Origin of the sequence: Methanosarcina sp. UBA411 (genome assembly GCF_002495725.1) — an archaeon.
Taxonomy (GTDB): Archaea; Halobacteriota; Methanosarcinia; order Methanosarcinales; family Methanosarcinaceae; genus Methanosarcina.
The window spans coordinates 212,604-229,194 of record NZ_DAGK01000035.1 but is presented as its reverse complement, the minus strand read 5'-3'; the positions used below and the strand labels follow the sequence as shown (position 1 = coordinate 229,194).

The 16,591-nt window shown below is 42.0% G+C and carries 16 protein-coding genes and 3 tRNA genes; 9 read left to right on the top strand and 10 right to left on the bottom strand.

The window, feature by feature from the left end; all coding sequences use genetic code 11:
• Positions 1-409: 409 nt before the first annotated feature.
• The gene (bfr, locus tag BP861_RS15945) at positions 410-937 is read right to left on the bottom strand and encodes a bacterioferritin (RefSeq protein ID WP_292377003.1); all 528 of its coding nucleotides are present in this window, start codon (positions 935-937) and stop codon (positions 410-412) included.
• Positions 938-1,215: 278 nt separating this feature from the next.
• On the bottom strand, positions 1,216-1,347 hold the full coding sequence (locus tag BP861_RS15940) for a hypothetical protein (protein ID WP_292377001.1): 132 nt from the start codon (positions 1,345-1,347) through the stop codon (positions 1,216-1,218).
• A 334-nt stretch (positions 1,348-1,681) separates the two neighbouring features.
• Here BP861_RS15940 and BP861_RS15935 point away from each other — a divergent pair, with 334 nt between their 5' ends.
• From BP861_RS15935 to tpiA, 7 genes are all read left to right on the top strand, one after another.
• Positions 1,682-2,059: a hypothetical protein gene (locus tag BP861_RS15935; protein WP_292377000.1), complete on the top strand. Its 378-nt coding sequence runs from the start codon at positions 1,682-1,684 to the stop codon at positions 2,057-2,059.
• A 310-nt stretch (positions 2,060-2,369) separates the two neighbouring features.
• Positions 2,370-2,975 (top strand): YIP1 family protein, encoded by a 606-nt coding sequence (locus tag BP861_RS15930; RefSeq protein WP_292376997.1) that lies wholly within the window; start codon positions 2,370-2,372, stop codon positions 2,973-2,975.
• A 148-nt stretch (positions 2,976-3,123) separates the two neighbouring features.
• A tRNA-Cys gene (locus tag BP861_RS15925) sits at positions 3,124-3,195 on the top strand.
• A gap of 65 nt (positions 3,196-3,260) precedes the next feature.
• Positions 3,261-3,332 (top strand) — tRNA-Cys (locus tag BP861_RS15920).
• Between the two features lie 147 nt (positions 3,333-3,479).
• Entirely contained in the window at positions 3,480-4,094 is a 615-nt protein-coding gene (locus tag BP861_RS15915; RefSeq protein WP_292376995.1) for an endonuclease III domain-containing protein, read from the top strand.
• A gap of 276 nt (positions 4,095-4,370) precedes the next feature.
• Entirely contained in the window at positions 4,371-5,549 is a 1,179-nt protein-coding gene (locus BP861_RS15910; protein WP_292376993.1) for a bifunctional 5,6,7,8-tetrahydromethanopterin hydro-lyase/3-hexulose-6-phosphate synthase, read from the top strand.
• A 141-nt stretch (positions 5,550-5,690) separates the two neighbouring features.
• Positions 5,691-6,359: a triose-phosphate isomerase gene (tpiA, locus tag BP861_RS15905; RefSeq protein WP_292376992.1), complete on the top strand. Its 669-nt coding sequence runs from the start codon at positions 5,691-5,693 to the stop codon at positions 6,357-6,359.
• A gap of 144 nt (positions 6,360-6,503) precedes the next feature.
• On the opposite strand, the gene BP861_RS15900 is transcribed toward tpiA, so the two are convergent.
• The 6 genes from BP861_RS15900 to BP861_RS15875 all read right to left on the bottom strand — a co-directional run bounded on the left by BP861_RS15900 (position 6,504) and on the right by BP861_RS15875 (position 13,340).
• Entirely contained in the window at positions 6,504-8,060 is a 1,557-nt protein-coding gene (locus BP861_RS15900) for a HEAT repeat domain-containing protein (RefSeq protein WP_292376991.1), read from the bottom strand.
• Positions 8,061-8,131: 71 nt separating this feature from the next.
• The gene (locus tag BP861_RS15895; protein WP_292376989.1) at positions 8,132-9,625 is read right to left on the bottom strand and encodes a prephenate dehydrogenase; all 1,494 of its coding nucleotides are present in this window, start codon (positions 9,623-9,625) and stop codon (positions 8,132-8,134) included.
• On the bottom strand, positions 9,622-10,464 hold the full coding sequence (locus BP861_RS15890) for a shikimate dehydrogenase (protein ID WP_292376987.1): 843 nt from the start codon (positions 10,462-10,464) through the stop codon (positions 9,622-9,624). Before BP861_RS15890 ends, BP861_RS15895 begins: the two co-directional genes overlap by 4 nt.
• A complete protein-coding gene (gene aroD / locus BP861_RS15885) occupies positions 10,461-11,204 on the bottom strand; it encodes a type I 3-dehydroquinate dehydratase (RefSeq protein ID WP_292376986.1) in 744 nt (247 codons plus the stop codon). The genes BP861_RS15890 and aroD overlap by 4 nt, the downstream gene beginning before the upstream one ends.
• Positions 11,205-11,303: 99 nt before the next feature.
• Positions 11,304-12,446 (bottom strand): 3-dehydroquinate synthase II, encoded by a 1,143-nt coding sequence (locus BP861_RS15880; RefSeq protein ID WP_292376984.1) that lies wholly within the window; start codon positions 12,444-12,446, stop codon positions 11,304-11,306.
• Between the two features lie 96 nt (positions 12,447-12,542).
• Complete coding sequence (locus BP861_RS15875) at positions 12,543-13,340, bottom strand: 2-amino-3,7-dideoxy-D-threo-hept-6-ulosonate synthase (protein ID WP_292376982.1); 798 nt, start codon at positions 13,338-13,340, stop codon at positions 12,543-12,545.
• Between the two features lie 412 nt (positions 13,341-13,752).
• Between BP861_RS15875 and BP861_RS15870 the strand changes: the two genes are divergently transcribed.
• Positions 13,753-14,322 carry a GMP synthase subunit A gene (locus BP861_RS15870; protein WP_292376980.1) on the top strand — a complete coding sequence of 190 codons (570 nt, stop codon included), beginning with the start codon at positions 13,753-13,755 and terminating at the stop codon, positions 14,320-14,322.
• Positions 14,323-14,436: 114 nt separating this feature from the next.
• Here the strand turns inward: BP861_RS15870 and BP861_RS15865 are convergent, their stop codons facing one another.
• Together BP861_RS15865 and BP861_RS15860 are read right to left on the bottom strand one after the other, a co-directional pair.
• On the bottom strand, positions 14,437-15,768 hold the full coding sequence (locus BP861_RS15865) for a signal recognition particle protein Srp54 (RefSeq protein WP_292376979.1): 1,332 nt from the start codon (positions 15,766-15,768) through the stop codon (positions 14,437-14,439).
• A 304-nt stretch (positions 15,769-16,072) separates the two neighbouring features.
• Positions 16,073-16,147 (bottom strand) — tRNA-Met (locus BP861_RS15860).
• A gap of 236 nt (positions 16,148-16,383) precedes the next feature.
• Between BP861_RS15860 and BP861_RS15855 the strand changes: the two genes are divergently transcribed.
• On the top strand, positions 16,384-16,575 hold the full coding sequence (locus tag BP861_RS15855) for a hypothetical protein (protein ID WP_292376978.1): 192 nt from the start codon (positions 16,384-16,386) through the stop codon (positions 16,573-16,575).
• Positions 16,576-16,591: the final 16 nt, after the last annotated feature.

The following is a 16,591-nucleotide window of genomic DNA, read 5'->3' as shown; positions in this document are numbered from 1 at the left end:
GCCATACTCACCTTATAATACTTTAAATCTATTATAATCTCTGTTTTATAATATCTGTTTTTGAAGCATTTTTTGATTATTGCATATTTTTTAAGTAATTTTTACTGCTTTTGTATATTCAGCTTACAATCTGCTCATTCCTTGCCCATTTTTGTTCTCGTCTGTTAAGTCAATTTACATCTGACGATTTCCAATTGTTTTGAGAAATATATTTAAATGAAATAAAAGGAGATTTTAGATACAGATTTTTGGAAATGCTTAATTAAATCTATAAATATTTTTAAGCTTTCTCATTGTACAAGTTAACCTTGAGCAATATCTGAAACGTTGAAAATTTTCTGATCTTAATCAGGGCTTTCTCATGATGGCCTTATTCATATTTTAAAGGGTAGATGCAGTAGCATCGCTCTTATTCGTAGATCTGCTGGGCCAAATAATTTTGAACACCTATATGGTTGATCTGATCAAGTTGGGCCTCAATCCAGTCGATATGCTCTATTTCTTCCTTTAGGAGCGACTCGAGAAGCACTTTTGTGTCGTTGTCTCCCAATTCCATTGCAAGCTGGATACCTTTATTGTACCCCAGAATAGCCCCTTCCTCAGCCCAGTGATCGTGATCATGCATTTTTGGTACTTGATCGCCGATGCGAATTTCACTCAGGTTACTGACTATTGGCTTCCCTTCAAGGAAGAGGATGCGTTCGATCAGCTTTTCTGCGTGTTTCATCTCGGTAATGGCTCGCTTCTCGATTACCTCGCCCAGCCTATCATAGTTCCAGTTTTCGCACATCTCAGCATGGACAAAGTATTGGTTGATAGCGGCCAGTTCATCTGCTAAACGGGCGTTTAGGCAATCGATTAATTTCTGATCTCCTTTCAAACATATACCCCCTTCAAAAAAAATTACAATTTTTCCATTTATACTTAAACTTTTCAATATGTTTTTATATTCAGTTGGCTCTTGAAAATATTAGCAGTAAGATTTTTCCCTTCTTTTTCTCACAGCTTAGGTAAGCTCTGATGTTAACAATATTTTTGTTGACAAAGTTAAAAATTTACAATTTTTTGATTGGACAAGCAACGTTATTGAATGAGGTCTTAGACCCTGTCTCCCCAGAATATTATGGGACACATGTTATATAAACAAACTGAATCTAAATAGGCGACATGTTAATAAAATAGGAATTCTTGATCTACAAAACGCCCAGTAGAAGTTTAAGCTTCAATTTCCTTGAGAGAGGAAAATTCTAAATTATAATATAAAATTATTCCTGAAATTAAAACAGATTTAAAGTTGACTATACCTCTCGAGTTTATAATATCTTTTTTAAGTTTCTCTTCTCCCATTTTTTAGCTTTCTATACATTTCGATTTTCTGTACGCGACTAGGTTTCGGAAAAAGATACAAATGATCAAAGTAAACTACATTATTAATTTAATTAAGTTAATTATTCACTGTTTTCAGGGCTTCCGTATATGGTAATTTGTGTACATCTGGTTGTAGAGCACCTGAGGTTTTATTTTAGATAATTTTTAGAATTTTTAAGAAATTCTATGTTTTTGAGGGATGGCTCCTAACTACCAGCAGTATCAAGTTAAATTTTAAAAATTTATTAATATCATCAAAATCGCTTAAAATTGTTAAATATGATGAAGTCTTTAATTATTGTGGGGATATTGTATGACTGATGAAAATCAAAATAATGAGAGTAGGTTTAGGTATAGACTTGGTAAATGGCTTCTGAGCAGAGATGAATGTGTCTTCACGACTGTAATAGATCAGAACCGAGATGATAAATCTACACGTCAGCAATTGATGAAATCAATTAATAATTGGGTAAATCGAAAGGAAGAATTTGTAACACAAGAGATTGTTTCTGAAATGTGTGAATTTATTAAAAGCGAAAACGAAGACCTTTACTTCCGATTAATGGAGAAATGTGCTTTAAAAGGAATAAATGCAGGTGAGGGTATATTTCAAGCACTAAGTATGTGCCAGTGTGAAGAAGCAATAACCAATCCACAGTGTGAAAAGGCTGATGATTTTTCTAGCGTGTGATTTCTCCTGTCTGCTTTCTGACTTTCTTGAGATTTCATACTTATATTGGTTTACTGAAGTCCGTGTTCGGTAAATTTTATCTATTGTGTGTTTCTGCAGTTCGTGGGCTTGTAATGAATTTAGCTATTGATAGCCTAAAGTCTGTAAATTCTTATGTGTCGATGGGGAGCTGCCAAAGGACAATAATCAATAATTAAATTGCCATGACAGTAGTTCTGAATTATTCTGTTTATTCCTGAAAACAGGATTTCATTTTTTTAATAAATTTATTTAAATAAAAATAAAGCGTTTAAATATTTGGGGGTTATTTATGGGTTACGTCGAAACCTGGAAAGAAGTTATGCAAACACCGTCTGACTTCTACAGAGAAATGCCTAAGACCGGAGGATACGCTGATCCACTCACCTTCGCAGCCATAAGTTTCATCGTATATGCACTTTTAGCCGCACTTTTTACCGTTCTTTTTGGCCATGGAATGTATATGGACGGCAGCATGTATGGTGGAATGTATAATGGTATGTATGGCGGTATGAGAGGACTTGGTTTTTTCGCAATACTTATGACTGTGATCATCACACCTATTGCAGGAATTATCTCTCTCTTTATAGAAGCTGCAATACTTTACATTATTTATAAAATACTTGGAGGAGCGGGAACTTACGAAGGTACTGTAAGATTTATTTCTTATGCAACTGCTGTGCTGGTACTTTCCTGGATTCCTATTATCGGCTGGATCGCCGGAATTTACGGGATATATCTCTATATTGTGGGCGGCATGTATGTACATGATGTAAGTATGACAAGATCCGTAATAGCTATAATCCTACCAACTTTAATTGTAATCTTGCTGATGGCCATAGTTATGGCATGGCTATTTGCTTCCTCAGGATTACTTCCTCTTCGGGCTTTTTTCTAATAGGGTTATCCTTTTATAGGAAAACCTCCTTTTATTTTTGAGTCTCGTATCTGTTAAAAAATTTAAAAACTTAATTACTTCAAACTAAATATTTATATATTAGAAATTACTTTAATTGAACCTACACGAGTAATACGTGATCAAGAATGCCAAGATGGCGGAGCGGCTACGCAATCGCCTGCAGAGCGATTCCATTCCGGTTCGAATCCGGATCTTGGCTTCTTCTTTAAATAATCTATAGTTCTAAAGTTGTTTTATAAAATATATCACACAAATCTGTAAAGTGCCAAGATGGCGGAGCGGCTACGCAATCGCCTGCAGAGCGATTCCATTCCGGTTCGAATCCGGATCTTGGCTTCTTCTTAAAAATTGATATCCTTTTTCAGAACGACCTTTTTTCCAGAATTCTTAATTTCCTGATTATCCTTATGTGTAATTTAAGATACTTTGATCCAGTTCAAATTCAAACCTTAATTTTATATTAGAAAAGACTGATTTTTGGACATGGACATCGATAAACTCATGCAGAGGCTTTTTGAACTTTACCCTGAAGATTCTCCTGATGGCTTTGCAGATCCCTTTTTTGTGTTAATCTCCACTGTGATGTCCCACAGAACCCGGGATGATGTGACCTATCCTGCAGCAAAAAAGCTGTTTAAAAGATTTTCGACGCCCGAAGAAATGGTGATAGCTGATATCAGCGAGATTGAAGCTCTTATAAAAGATGTGGGTTTTTACAGAGTTAAAGCAGGAAGAATAAAGGAAATTTCCAGGATCCTTCTGGAGAAATATAATGGTAGGGTTCCTGATGATATGGAAGCTCTTCTAGAGCTGCCTGGAGTTGGGAGAAAGACTGCTAACTGCGTGCTTGCCCATGCTTTCCTTAAAGATGCCCTTGCAGTGGATACTCACGTTCACAGAATTTCTAACAGGCTCGGTCTGGTAGAGACAAAAGCCCCTGAGGAAACTGAAATGGAGTTAAAAAAGATCTTTCCACAGAAATATTGGAGACATATAAATCTCCTGCTTGTAAAATTAGGGCAAAACATCTGCCGGCCGATTTCTCCAAGATGTAAAATATGCACTCTTGATGATATGTGCCCCAAAATTATCCATTAATAGGAAATTTCCTATTAGGGAGTTTCCTGTGGTCTCTGAAATCTCAAAATCAAATTCCAAAATCGAGTTCTGTTACTCTATCAAGGTTGTAGAAAAAACCTCAGGGACGATACGAGATTATTTATATAAGGCTGGCATTTAGCAGGCAAAAGGGTTATCTCTATCCTCGATTTGATGGTGAATTAATTTTAATTATGAAGCCATTGATATGCTTATCGATTATCTACATGTTTACTAATTTCGGATCTAACATTTATCAAATTTACGAGGTCAAATATGTTTCAAATAGGAGAAGCATTAATGGGGCAAGGCGCAGAACTTGCCCATGTTGATTTGATGATAGGAGACAAGGGAGGACCTGTTGGGCAGGCTTTTGCAAATGGTCTGACCCAGCTTTCAGCCGGCCACACTCCGCTTCTATCCGTTATCAGGCCCAACTTACCGCCAAAACCTTCAACCCTTATTATCCCGAAGGTTACAGTCAAAAATATGGATCAGGCATCAAGAATTTTCGGGCCTGCCCAGTCAGCCGTTGCAAAGGCAGTAGCAGACTCAGTTGAAGAAGGCGTAATCTCAAAGGACCAGGCTGAAGAGCTCGTTATTGTAGCCAGTGTCTTTATTCATCCTGATGCCCAGGATTACAATAAGATTTACAGGTATAACTACGGAGCCACAAAACTTGCAATCAAGCGTGCTCTTGAAGGCTTCCCGGACATTGACACAGTCCTTGAAGAAAGCAACAAGTCTACCCATGCTATCATGGGATTCAAGGTCACAAGGCTCTGGGACCCACCTTACCTGCAGGTTGCTTTTGACAATCCTGACATCCAGTTTGTGCAGTCTGCCATATCCCAGATTCCTAAGAGCGATCACGTTATTATCGAAGCAGGCACGCCCCTTATCAAACGTTATGGTATGGATGTCATTTCGAAGATCAGAGAGGTAAGGCCTGATGCCTTCATAGTAGCTGACCTGAAAACTCTGGACACCGGAAACCTTGAAGCAAGAATGGTTGCTGATGCTGCAGGAGACGCTATTGTGGTCTCTGCTCTTGCCCCGATCAATACCATTGACAAGCTCATCGAGGAAGCCCATAAGACAGGTATCTATGCGGTAATGGACACTCTCAACCAGCAAGATCCGATTTCTGTCTTAAAACAGCTTAAGGTCATGCCAGATGTCATTGAACTCCACCGTGGAATCGACATTGAGGGCACAGAACATGCCTGGGGCAATATCGCCGAGATCAAGAAAATTGCTCCAAAAACTCTGGTCGCTGTTGCAGGTGGAGTCCGTCTTGACAAGGTGCCTGTGGCTCTCGGTCAGGGTGCTGACATTCTTGTAGTAGGCCGCGCGATTACCAATGCAAAAGATGTCAGGGATGTTGCCGAGCAGTTTATCAACAGCCTTAACAAACCGGAAATTGACCAGTTCAGAATCATGACTGACTTCTGAGCAGGTTTAAGAATTTCCTCAAAAGCTGCCGGAAAAGTACTGCTAAAGGATAAAATCATACAGTGCTTTCGGCGAAAATATCATAGAAAGCGTTGAAATCCGCGCTTTCTATTTCTTTTTACTTTTCAAGAGGGGATTTCTTTGGGTTTACCATTCATTTTGTTGAACTATAAGACTTATTTGCAGGGCACGGGCCAGGGAGCAGTGGAAATTGCAAAGGCCTGCAAAGCCGTATCCGAAGAGTCAGGTATCGAGATAGCAGTAGCTCCGCAGCTTCCGGATATTTACAGGGTAGCTTCGGAAGTTGAGCTTCCAGTCTTTTCCCAGCATTTAGATGGGGTAGGAGCAGGAAGTTTTACGGGCCACGTTTTTGGAAAATCCATAAAAGAGGCAGGTGCTGTAGGGACTCTGATCAACCACTCTGAAAGGCGCCTGACCCTTGCAGAAATCGAGGCGTCTCTGAAGGCTGCAAAGGAATTCGGGCTCAGGTCAGTCATCTGCACTAATAATGTCCCGACAACTGCAGCAGCCGCAGCTCTTGGCCCGGATTATGTTGCAATCGAGCCCCCTGAACTTATAGGAAGTGGAATCCCTGTCTCAAAAGCTAATCCTGAAGTTGTTAGCGGGTCGGTTGAGGCGGTTACGAAAATTAATCCCGGAGTAAAGGTACTTTGCGGAGCTGGAATTTCTAAAGGTGAAGATCTCAGGGCAGCCCTTGACCTTGGCTCTCAAGGTGTGCTTCTTGCGTCTGGAATTGTAAAAGCCAAAGACCCAAAAGCCGCACTGGAAGACCTTATCCGTCTGGTTTAAAGTTTTAGAAGGAAACTTCTTTTCCAGATCTGGAGAGAGATTGTATAGGAATATTGGGTAAATCTTGATAAAAAAGAATGCGGTTTTTTTCAGCCGCTTTTTTCTTTTCTATATTCATCTTTCTATCCTCTGTCTGATCTTTAATTACTGATAAGCCAGAATCAGAGGCTGAATAGCTCTTTTATCTCCAATTTCAATAAGAATTAAGGCTGTTTCAGCTTTGAGTTTATGGTCCTCTGTTTTCAAATTCTCTATAAGTGGATCAACAGCCATTTCTCCCATATCTATGAGGGCTTCTCTGGCGACATCCCCAAACTCCTGATCTCCCAGTTTTCCTACAAGCGTTCTTGCAGTTTCTTGGTCTCCGGTTTTGCTAAGAGCGAGAAAAGCCGTATTTCTAATGTGAGTATCCATATTGTTATCATCAAACACTTTCTTGAGCGCTTCTACTGCTCTGGGATCTTCTATGTTCCCCAAAGCTGAAGCTGCCGCTGTCCTGACTTCAAGCTCCTCTTCTTTATCGGTCAATATGCCGATTAAACTCTCAGTGGCATCAGTGCTTCCTATTTCTCCAAGAGCGAGGACAGCACTTTTTCGGACATCGGCGTTTGCGTTCATAGAGCTATTTTTTTTCCCTTCTGAACTCTTTCCGGTTTCCAGGATTTCTATTAGGGGTTTTACTGCGGTCTCATTTCCTATCTTTCCGAGCGCAAGAGCCGCACTACTTCTTACTTTGATTCTCGGGTCTCTCAATCTATTTATAAGATGGGGTACTGAATCTTCGTCTCCTATTCTCGCAAGAGCAATTGCAGAGCCGCTTTTAACATATTCGTTATCATTATCTTTCATTTCTTTTCTTAGAACTTCTACTGCCCTTTCGTCCCCAATCTTTCCAAGTGCAATTGCTGCACTGGCTTGCGCTGGCGGATAATCTCTCGTCAGAATTCCAATTATGGGATCTACTGCAGCTTCTTCTCTCATTTCTCCAAGAGCCATCACAGCTGCAACTCTTGTACTCCCTTTATTGCTTTTAAGAGCTTTAAGGAGTTTTTCGGTTTCGCTTCCTGGTTCTTCAGGTCCAAAGTCTGAAATTGCAAGAGGAACATAAGTACTTGAATTCTGTGTTTCTGAGTTAAGAACTTTCTCAAAAGCGCCTGCTTCTCCCCTGTTTTCCGCCCTTGCGGAGTCCATAGCGATGGAATTTGCAATGTATTTCCTTATGGCTGTATCTTTTGCTTCTATGGCCTGCAGGGTATCTTCTGAGATCCCTTGTTTCCACTCTTCGGCTGCACTCTCGTTTGCAGCCCTATTCGAAGCCTCAATTCTCTCAAAGTTTTCGGAAAGGATATTTTCTGCTCTGTCATCTCCGGTTTCAAGAAGCGCAAGAAGCATATAGCTGCTCATTTTTTTCGAACTCGAATTATTTGACTCGATTTTGTCAACAAGATTATTTGCCGCAGGCCCACCAAGCTTCCCAAGTTCAGCTGCAGCGTTCAATTTCGCTTCCTGGTTGCCGGTTTCCAGCCTATTTATGAGACTTATGATACGATTTTCACTTGAACCCCCAGCTCCTGTTTGGTTATATGTTTCATTTCCCCTGACTTCCACAAACCTATCACTATTTGCAACAAGTGAAAAGAATATAGAAAGGGTGATAAGCACAAATAAAAGAGAGACTCTCCATCTAACTCTGGACATCATATATTCTTTTTTTTAATTGTTTATATCACTTTCTGTCTTTATTAACACAGATTTTTAAGGAAAAGTCCCTTTTATCTTTTTAGCCTAAGTTTTTCTTTCTGCCTTAAGTTTTTCTCTCTTATTTTACACCCAAGACCACAAAGGAGAGATGTAATGTCGGCTTCGACAGAATTAGCATCACAGTCCCCAAAAACCGTGATCCTGTAAGTAACTCCTAGTCTTTTATCCTCTTTTCTCTCTGGTTTGGTTTCTATCCGGTTGAATTCTTTATACTCTTCCTGATTAATCCTTTTATAGATATCACTTATTTCGCAGGCTGCAAGCTGTTTGTTAGTATTTATAGCGTTAAGGATAACTATAGGGTCAGCTCCGTCAGGAATAAGGACTGAAATATCCCTGGTAGAATGTTCAAGGTTTTCTTTTCTCCATTCCCATAATTCGGATTCCGAAAGTAGGCGAAGATTTTCAAGCTTGAGCTTCACCAATTTATTTTTTATGTGAGGGGAAGTACCTTTTGAGACCAGCTTTGTAAGAGTTATTTCGTCAGAGCCTACCTTTTCCAGAGTGCCTACATGGATTTTTCCGGAATAAAAATGGGAAAACCCGCAGACCTTTCCAACGGAGTTCAGAATGGTCTCGTATTCGGCTATCCGGGAATTAATCAATTTGTCCGATTTACGTAGGGCATGAGCAGTATCTCCGTATTGTTTAGCAGCAGCTTTCATTTTTTTCACAAAGCCTTCCTCGTCATGGGCTCGCACAAGCTTTGAAAGTTCTTCACATTCCGTAATAAATGCGTCATGCACTTCCAGAACTCCGGGATTTTCCATTTGGATAAGGGCATACAGATAGGGGTTCTGGCCAAGAATTCTGCCTACGAAGTCAAGCATTATGTCGTAGACCGGGCTTACGAATTTTCGGGATCTTTTTACGTCGAAATTTAACCTGTCAATGGTTGTTCCTATGGTAATATAGGCAAAATGAGTAAGCCCCTGCACAACCGAAACAAGCCTGTCGTGTTCGGCTGCAGTAGTAATTTCGACATTCGCTCCTCCTTCCTCAAAAAGCTCTCTTATTCTCGGGAACCATTTCTCCGAGCGCCCTTTTACAGGGACAAGAATAACAGTTTGCCCTCTTATTGTGGGAATCGTCGGGCCGAACATGGGATGTGTGCCGAGAATTTCCACCTCGGAAGGAGCGAATTTTCTCATGGCTTCCACAGGCTTTACTTTAATGGAAGTAAAGTCCATAAGGAGGCTTCCGGCTTTCATTCTCGGGGCAATTTCCGCAATAGTCTCCTCAGTTACATTGATGGGCACAGAGACTATTACTATGTCGCTTATCGGAACAGCTTCCTCAAGATCTGAGGCAAAAGGAACTTCCAGTTTCCTTGCAATCTCCGTTTTTCCACTTTTTCCCCAGACCGTAACCTTGTAATCTCTTTCTTTGAAAAAACGGGTAAACCATTGTCCCATTTCCCCGGTTCCGCCAAGGATCAGCACCTTCGTTTTTTCAGAACTTTGATCCGTACTGGTCTGGTTTCTGGGTTCCAGGTTCACACTCAAGCCTTAAAAGCCTCCAGAACGGTTTTTTTCATAAGTTCGACTGGAGGTTCGATTCCGGTCCAGAGTCTGAAAGCTTCAGCTCCCTGATATACAAGCATTGAAACTCCACTCACGGTCTTTGCGCCCGAGGCTTTTGCTTCTTTTAAGAGTCTGGTTTCCAGCGGGTTATATACAATATCAAAAACAGTAAGGTCAGAGTGAAGCTCTTCGGCTGTGGCGATAGTAGTCTCTGTATTTGGGTGCATTCCAAGAGTTGTGGTGTTGATAAGGATATCGGCATCCTGCAGCATGGCTTTTAATCCGGAGAGTCCTCTTCCCTCAACTTTTCCGGGAAGGGCTGCGGCTGATATCTCTTTTGCAAGCTCAATAGCCCTTGCTTCGGTCCGGTTTATTATTGTGATTTCGGCGCCGTCAGCCGCAAGCTGAAAAGCAATGGCTCTTGCTGCTCCTCCTGCCCCTGCAAGCACGACTTTAGACCCCCTCATTTCCACTGCAGACTCCTGAAGCGCCTGTTTTGCTCCTGATCCGTCGGTATTATATCCGTTTATTTTTTCGTTTTCCTTGAAAACGATAGTGTTTACAGCTCCTATCCTTTCGGCCAGGCGGTCAGGTTTTACGCAGTCAAGTTTCAAGGCTGCCTCTTTTAAAGGCACTGTCAGATTGAGCCCTCCAAAGCCCATAGCTTCAGCTCCAAGAATTGCCTTTTCCAGTTTTTCGGGTTTGACTCTGAAAGCATGATATACACAGTCCATCCCAAGGGCCGAAAAAGCTGCGTTATGCATTGCAGGAGAAAGGGAATGGGCTATAGGGTCTCCAAATACGCCAAAAACTCGCTTCATTCGAGCAGCTCCAATATCTTCTTTATTTTATCTACCTGATATTGCCCGGGAGCGGCAGAAATTTCACTATCAACAGCCGCATATGTAAGGACCGAACCATAAAAAGGAGCAATTACCCTTGTATGTTTTCCGAGCTTGCCCATAGCGATCGTGCATATAGCGTTTCCTGCCTCCCTGGTATCCAGTGCAATTCTTAACAGGTCAAGTACGTCTTTTCTCGATTGCGGCATAACAGCAAGTTTCGCAATATCCGCCCCTGCCAGAAAAGCCTCTTCCACAATAATTTTCATTTCATGAAAAGACGGAGTTTTCGAAAAGTCATGAGAAGAAACGATTACGGTTTTCCCACATGTTTTTGCCGCTTTTATTACCTGGTCTATTGCTTCTCTTCCGGCAGAGAGCTCGATGTCTACTGCATCTGGCCCATCTTTCAGGGAAAGGAGATTTGTAGAAAGGAGATCTGTAAGAAGCCCAATCCTCTCGGTCTCTTTTCCTTCCCATTTCCCTCCTTCCGTACTGGAGCGGTTTGTGAGAATTACCGGAAGCCCGGTCTCGGATTTAATCTCTCTGATTGTTTCTGCAGCTGTTTCCAGGTCCCTGATTCCAAGCAAATCCAGCCGGATTTCGAGTAGGTCGGCTCCCATTTCGGCGGCCTTTCTTGAAGTTTCAAGGGGCTTATCAAGAATTACTGCGACAACGGCAGCTTTTTTCTCAAGGTCAAGCTGGCCAATATGAATCATTGCTTGCTCCGGTTTTCTTCTTCCGCTTACAACCGTCTTCTCCGGTTTTCCTTTTCTGCTGGCAATCGTTTCTTTTTGGGAAGTTTTTCTTTTTGACAGTTATTTCTCTATAATCGTCTCTTCAATCTTTTTCCCAAAATGCCTGGCTCCCTCTTCCAGGCGAACCAGAACCTCATCGCCTTTCTTGAGTTTGGCGACTGAGATCGGATTTCCATCTTTTCCAACCAGCTTGATAGTCTCGGCATTTTGCAGGATTGCGCTCAGAGTACGATCGCCTGCTTTTGCTTCAATAAGCATAAGGGGACGGCTTTCGATCTTGACTCTGCCCACAAAACCTTCTCTCTGTCTGCCTTTTGAGTCTACTATGGTTACCGTATCTCCGGTTCGAAGTTCCGAGAGATAGCGGGTTTTATCTCCTATTTTTATATAAGAGTGAACTGCACCCGCATTTACCCTGAACGGGCGGGCTGCCACATATGGGCTGTCATCGGATTCAGAATTTACAAGGAACATCCCGCTTGCCTGAGAACCTATGAGCATGCCTTCTCCCTTTTGCATAAGATTGCATGTGTCCACACAGACTCGATCTCCCATTCCAAGAGGTTCGACTCGGGTTACAACTGCTGACGCAAGTTCAGTGCTTTCGTTTTCCAATTCCCTTGCAGCCTTGATGGTATCTTTTATTTCCTGGATGTTTCCGCTGTCAAGAAGGACGCCATCTGCTCCGGTTTCAAGAGTCTGGAAGGCCAGTCTTGCTTCTTCGGCACTTTTTACCCCGAAGATAATTTTCACGTCATAACGCTGAAGCTCAGCTATCAGGTTTTCCAGAGGAATAACCTTCCAGTCCGTACCTGTCACAATCAGGAAGTCGCAGACCTTTCCCAGCTCGGCTGCAAAATGCTCGTAGCGTTTATCCCTGATTATAACATATCCGCCCACAGCCACTCCTTTATCTCTTAGAAGGGTTGCTGCGTTTATGTCAAGAGAACCCTGAGTCTCAAGAGGTAGGGGTTTCGTACCATCTCCTTCCCCTCTCTTCCCAACAACGATAATCTCGGCCCCAGATTTATTATCACGGCCAAAGGCTGCTACTGGAATATTTCCCAGTTCTCTAACTTTTCCGACATCTCCTGGGTTTACAAGTACGCAGTCGGCTCCTGATTCAAGGCCTGTCGTAATTCTTTCTTTCTGTTGTTCCCATCCGCCTTCATCGGCTTTTATCCACACACTTTTCTTTTTCAAAGGCTCAACCCCGGTATGATTTCTGTTTTTACTCAGGCCTTTTCCCTTTTTTAACTTCTATTTCGGGTTCTGGGCTTGCTTTTCAATATCCTGCTCTCATTTTAGCTGTTCGAGGGCTTCTTCTACAGGCCTTCTATGATGTACGATTTCGCAAATGGCCCGGGTGAGTCTGACAGGGTCCCTATGCTGGAAAACATTTCTTCCAATTGCAGCACCTCTGGCTCCGGCTTCCATTGCTCCGTCAATCATCTCTAGGAGTTCCAGATCCGTTGAGGTCTTGGGCCCTCCTGCAATAACTACAGGCACAGGGCATCCTCTGACAACGTCTCTGAAGCTATCAGGGTCTCCGGTGTATACTGTTTTTACAACATCAGCCCCGAGTTCGGCCCCTATCCTTGCAGCATGGGCTACATTTACAGGGTCGTGTGGGTTGGTGATTTTTTTACCTCTTGGGTACATCATAGTAAGAAGAGGCATACCCCATTCGGTACAGTCTCGGGAAATTTTTCCTAGCTGCTCAAGCTGGTCAGCTTCGGTTTCAGAACCTATATTGATATGCATGGAAACAGCATCTGCTCCCATCTTAATTACTTCCTCTACTGTACAGACCTGTACCTTGGCATTGGGGTCTGGGCTCAGGGAAGAAGAACCACTAATATGGACGATAAGACCTATATCATGGCCGTATCCTCGGTGTCCGTATTTTACCATTCCTTTTTGCATAAGGACGGCATTTGCTCCTCCTTCGGCAACTCTGTTCACTGTATCGGTGATATTGATAAGCCCGTTAATAGGCCCATCTGATATCCCATGATCCATGGGAATAACGACCATGTTTCTGCTTTCCCGGTTCATCAGCCTTTCTATCCGTATCTTTTTACCTATTTCTGACATTATAATCCCCTTCGAGTGCAAAATGCTCTCTTATTTTTATGGATGGTATTATTGATATCCGTGCTAGCGTGTGACATACTGTCACACTTAATCTATTTAAATCTATTCCATTTAACTACTAGATAAGTTATACATCCAGATCCAAACGAATATTATTGGACTTTAACGTATAACAATGTGCTATAATGGTCTTATGTCGTACTTCTGTTTTTGCTATCAATAAGTGGCGCCATTGAAAATATGTTCCGAATCACAGAACTGATATCGGGCTCTAAGTCTCTTGCTTACGAAAACAAGTATGGGCCATGAACTTCGGAAACATACAAGAATTAAAATAGGATAAGTCCGGCTAATAAAGTAAACTCAAAGCATTAGAAAATACAATCATATTAAAACAGGAACTGAAGGAATTATGAAAGAACTGAAAATTCTTGTTGTTAATAACTACGGACAATTCTGCCATCTTATTCACCGGGCTGTTCGGGATCTTGACATGGATACTAAAATAATTCCCAATACAACGCCAATTGAGGATATCCTGGCAGAAGAGCCAGATGGCCTTATTCTTAGTGGAGGGCCAGATATGGATAGGGCAGGCTTATGTTTCGATTACGTCAGGGAAATCGATCTCCCTATTCTTGGAATCTGCCTCGGACATCAGGCAATTGCCCTGGCATACGGGGGTCACGTTCATGCAGGGAAAAAAGGCGGGTATGCAGAGGTTGAAGTAGAAGTGCTTGAAGAGGATGATATTCTACGCGGGCTTGGGCCCAAGACTACTGTGTGGGCTTCGCACGCGGACGAGGTTGCCATTCTGCCTGAAGGCTTTACCCAGCTTGCCCGTTCGGATATCTGCGAGATTGAAGCCATGCGCCATCCGATAAAACCAATTTACGGCGTTCAGTGGCATCCTGAGGTTTCCCATACCGAGAAAGGAGAAGAACTGCTTACTAATTTCCTTGAAGTTTGCGAGCAATATTAAGGTCGCAATTGATATTTCAAGAGCCTAAAAATTCCTGAATCTTTAATTGATTACAAAAAGAGAAATAGACGCTTTATAAAGATAAAAAGGACTAAAAAAGAACTCGGTAATAAATTACATCCCGAGTCTTTTCTTCATCATTTTCTGAATATTGAATTTTCCACCTCTGAAACCTTTTAGAGCTGTCTGCATGGTTTTGTGGTATTTAAGAAGCTCCCTTACTTCTTCAGGGCTGCAGCCTGAGCCTCTTGAAATCCTTTTTATCCGGGAACCGCCAATGATTTTTGGATCAGCCATTTCTTCTTCTGTCATGGAATCCATGATTATTTTGTAATTCTTCATCTTGTCACTTGTAGCCTGGAACATCTCATCCGAGAGCTTAACGCCCCCCATTCCACCCAATCCCATGGGCAGCATGGACATAATCTGTTTTAGAGGGCCCATCTTATTCATGGCTTCAAGCTGTTTGTACATGTCCTTGAGGGTGAATCTTCCCTGCATCATGGCTTCGACATTTACGTCTTCTTCGCTAAGGGTCTCTTCAGCCTTTTCCATTAGGCTTTTGAGGTCTCCCATGCCAAGAAGCCTTGAAATGAACCTGTCAGCTTCGAACTTTTCAAAATCTTCAGGCGTTTCCCCAACACCGATAAAGGCAATCGGGGCTTTTGTTTCGGAAACGGCAGATAGGGCTCCGCCTCCTTTTGCAGTCCCGTCAAGTTTCGTTATAATAACGCCTGTGATTCCTACAGAATCATTAAAGGCATGGGCCTGCTGGCTTGCCTGCTGTCCGATACCTGCATCCAGCACCATGAATTTGTGATTTGGCTTGGCAACGGCATTGATCCGTTCCATTTCATCTATCAGATCGGCTTCAAGGGCATGCCGGCCTGCGGTATCCACAATTTTCACGTCGTATTTTTCCAGGGCTTTGAGCCCGTTTCTGGTAATTTCAACAGCATCAGGGTTGTTTTCTTCTCCATAGAAAGCTACATTAAGCTTTTCACAGAGGATTTTAAGCTGGTGGTATGCGCCAGGTCGGAAGGTATCTGCGGCGATAACTCCTGCTTTTAGTCCTTTTCTCTGGAAGTAGCGAGCAAGCTTTGCTGTACTGGTAGTTTTTCCGCTCCCCTGAAGCCCAACCATCATTATAATCTGCGGCTTGAGCTGAATCTCAGCTCCCTTGCCGATAATTTCCATCAGTTCTTGGTATACAATGCGGATTACGTGCTCCCTCGGATTCATACCTGCAGGAGGGTCTTCTTTCATTGCACGTTCTTTGATTCTCTGGGACATTCCCATAACAAGTTTTACATTCACGTCGGCCTGGAGCAGAGCCCGCTGGATATCTTTTACTACTTCATTGACCGTGCGCTCATCAATTCGCCCCGCGCCGATCAGCTTCTTGAGCGCTCCCTGTAAGGAGTCTCCAAGTTTTTCCATTACCATATGAAAGTCATCCTGCTCAGTTTTTGAGGATATATGAAAAGATACTCACACTTTTGACCTTGTGTAAGAAAGTAATATTCTTGAGTTATAAACAGTTAAAAGCCCGTTGTAAAGATTACGCTTTTTGATCTTGTGTAAGAAAGTAACCTTACTTAATAAGCCTTAAGTTTCAGTGGCTTAAAAACGGGATAAACAAATGGACTCTAGGTATAAATCGGTAACCGGCTATAAAAAAGTTGCCGGGTAGAAAATATGAAAACGTACTAATTGTTATAACCAAACAGATTAAGAAAGGAACTTTTCATAGCGGGGGATGGATTCGAACCATCGGTCTACGGGTTATGAGCCCGTCGGGATCTCCTGGCTACCCCACCCCGCTACAGGGTTTTATTGTCAGGCCATTCAGCCTGGGATAACTATCAGAACATACGAACTATAATTTATATACTTTTCGGTTGGCGTTTTAAGCTTCATAATTTATTGAGAACAATATCTTTCTTTGAAAAAATTTTGCAACTCATTTAATTTTTTCAGATTTTGTTTTCTGCCCGTTGTTTTTTCCTTTTCTTTGATTTTTCGGAAACGTATTTGAAATCCAGAATCCTAAATCATAATATGACAAAATGCCTATTCTGTGGAGTTTATTGTGAAGTAAAGTGCGGAGTTTACTGTGAAGGCTATCCTGGAAGTCAAGAGGAAAAAGAAAGGGAAGAAAGTAAGGAGATTCTTGGATGCACACAAATTGGTACATCCTATATCTGCGAAAATTGCCTTAAGGATCTAAAACAGGCTCTTGAATCCCTGTAATAGGTCAACTAGAAGA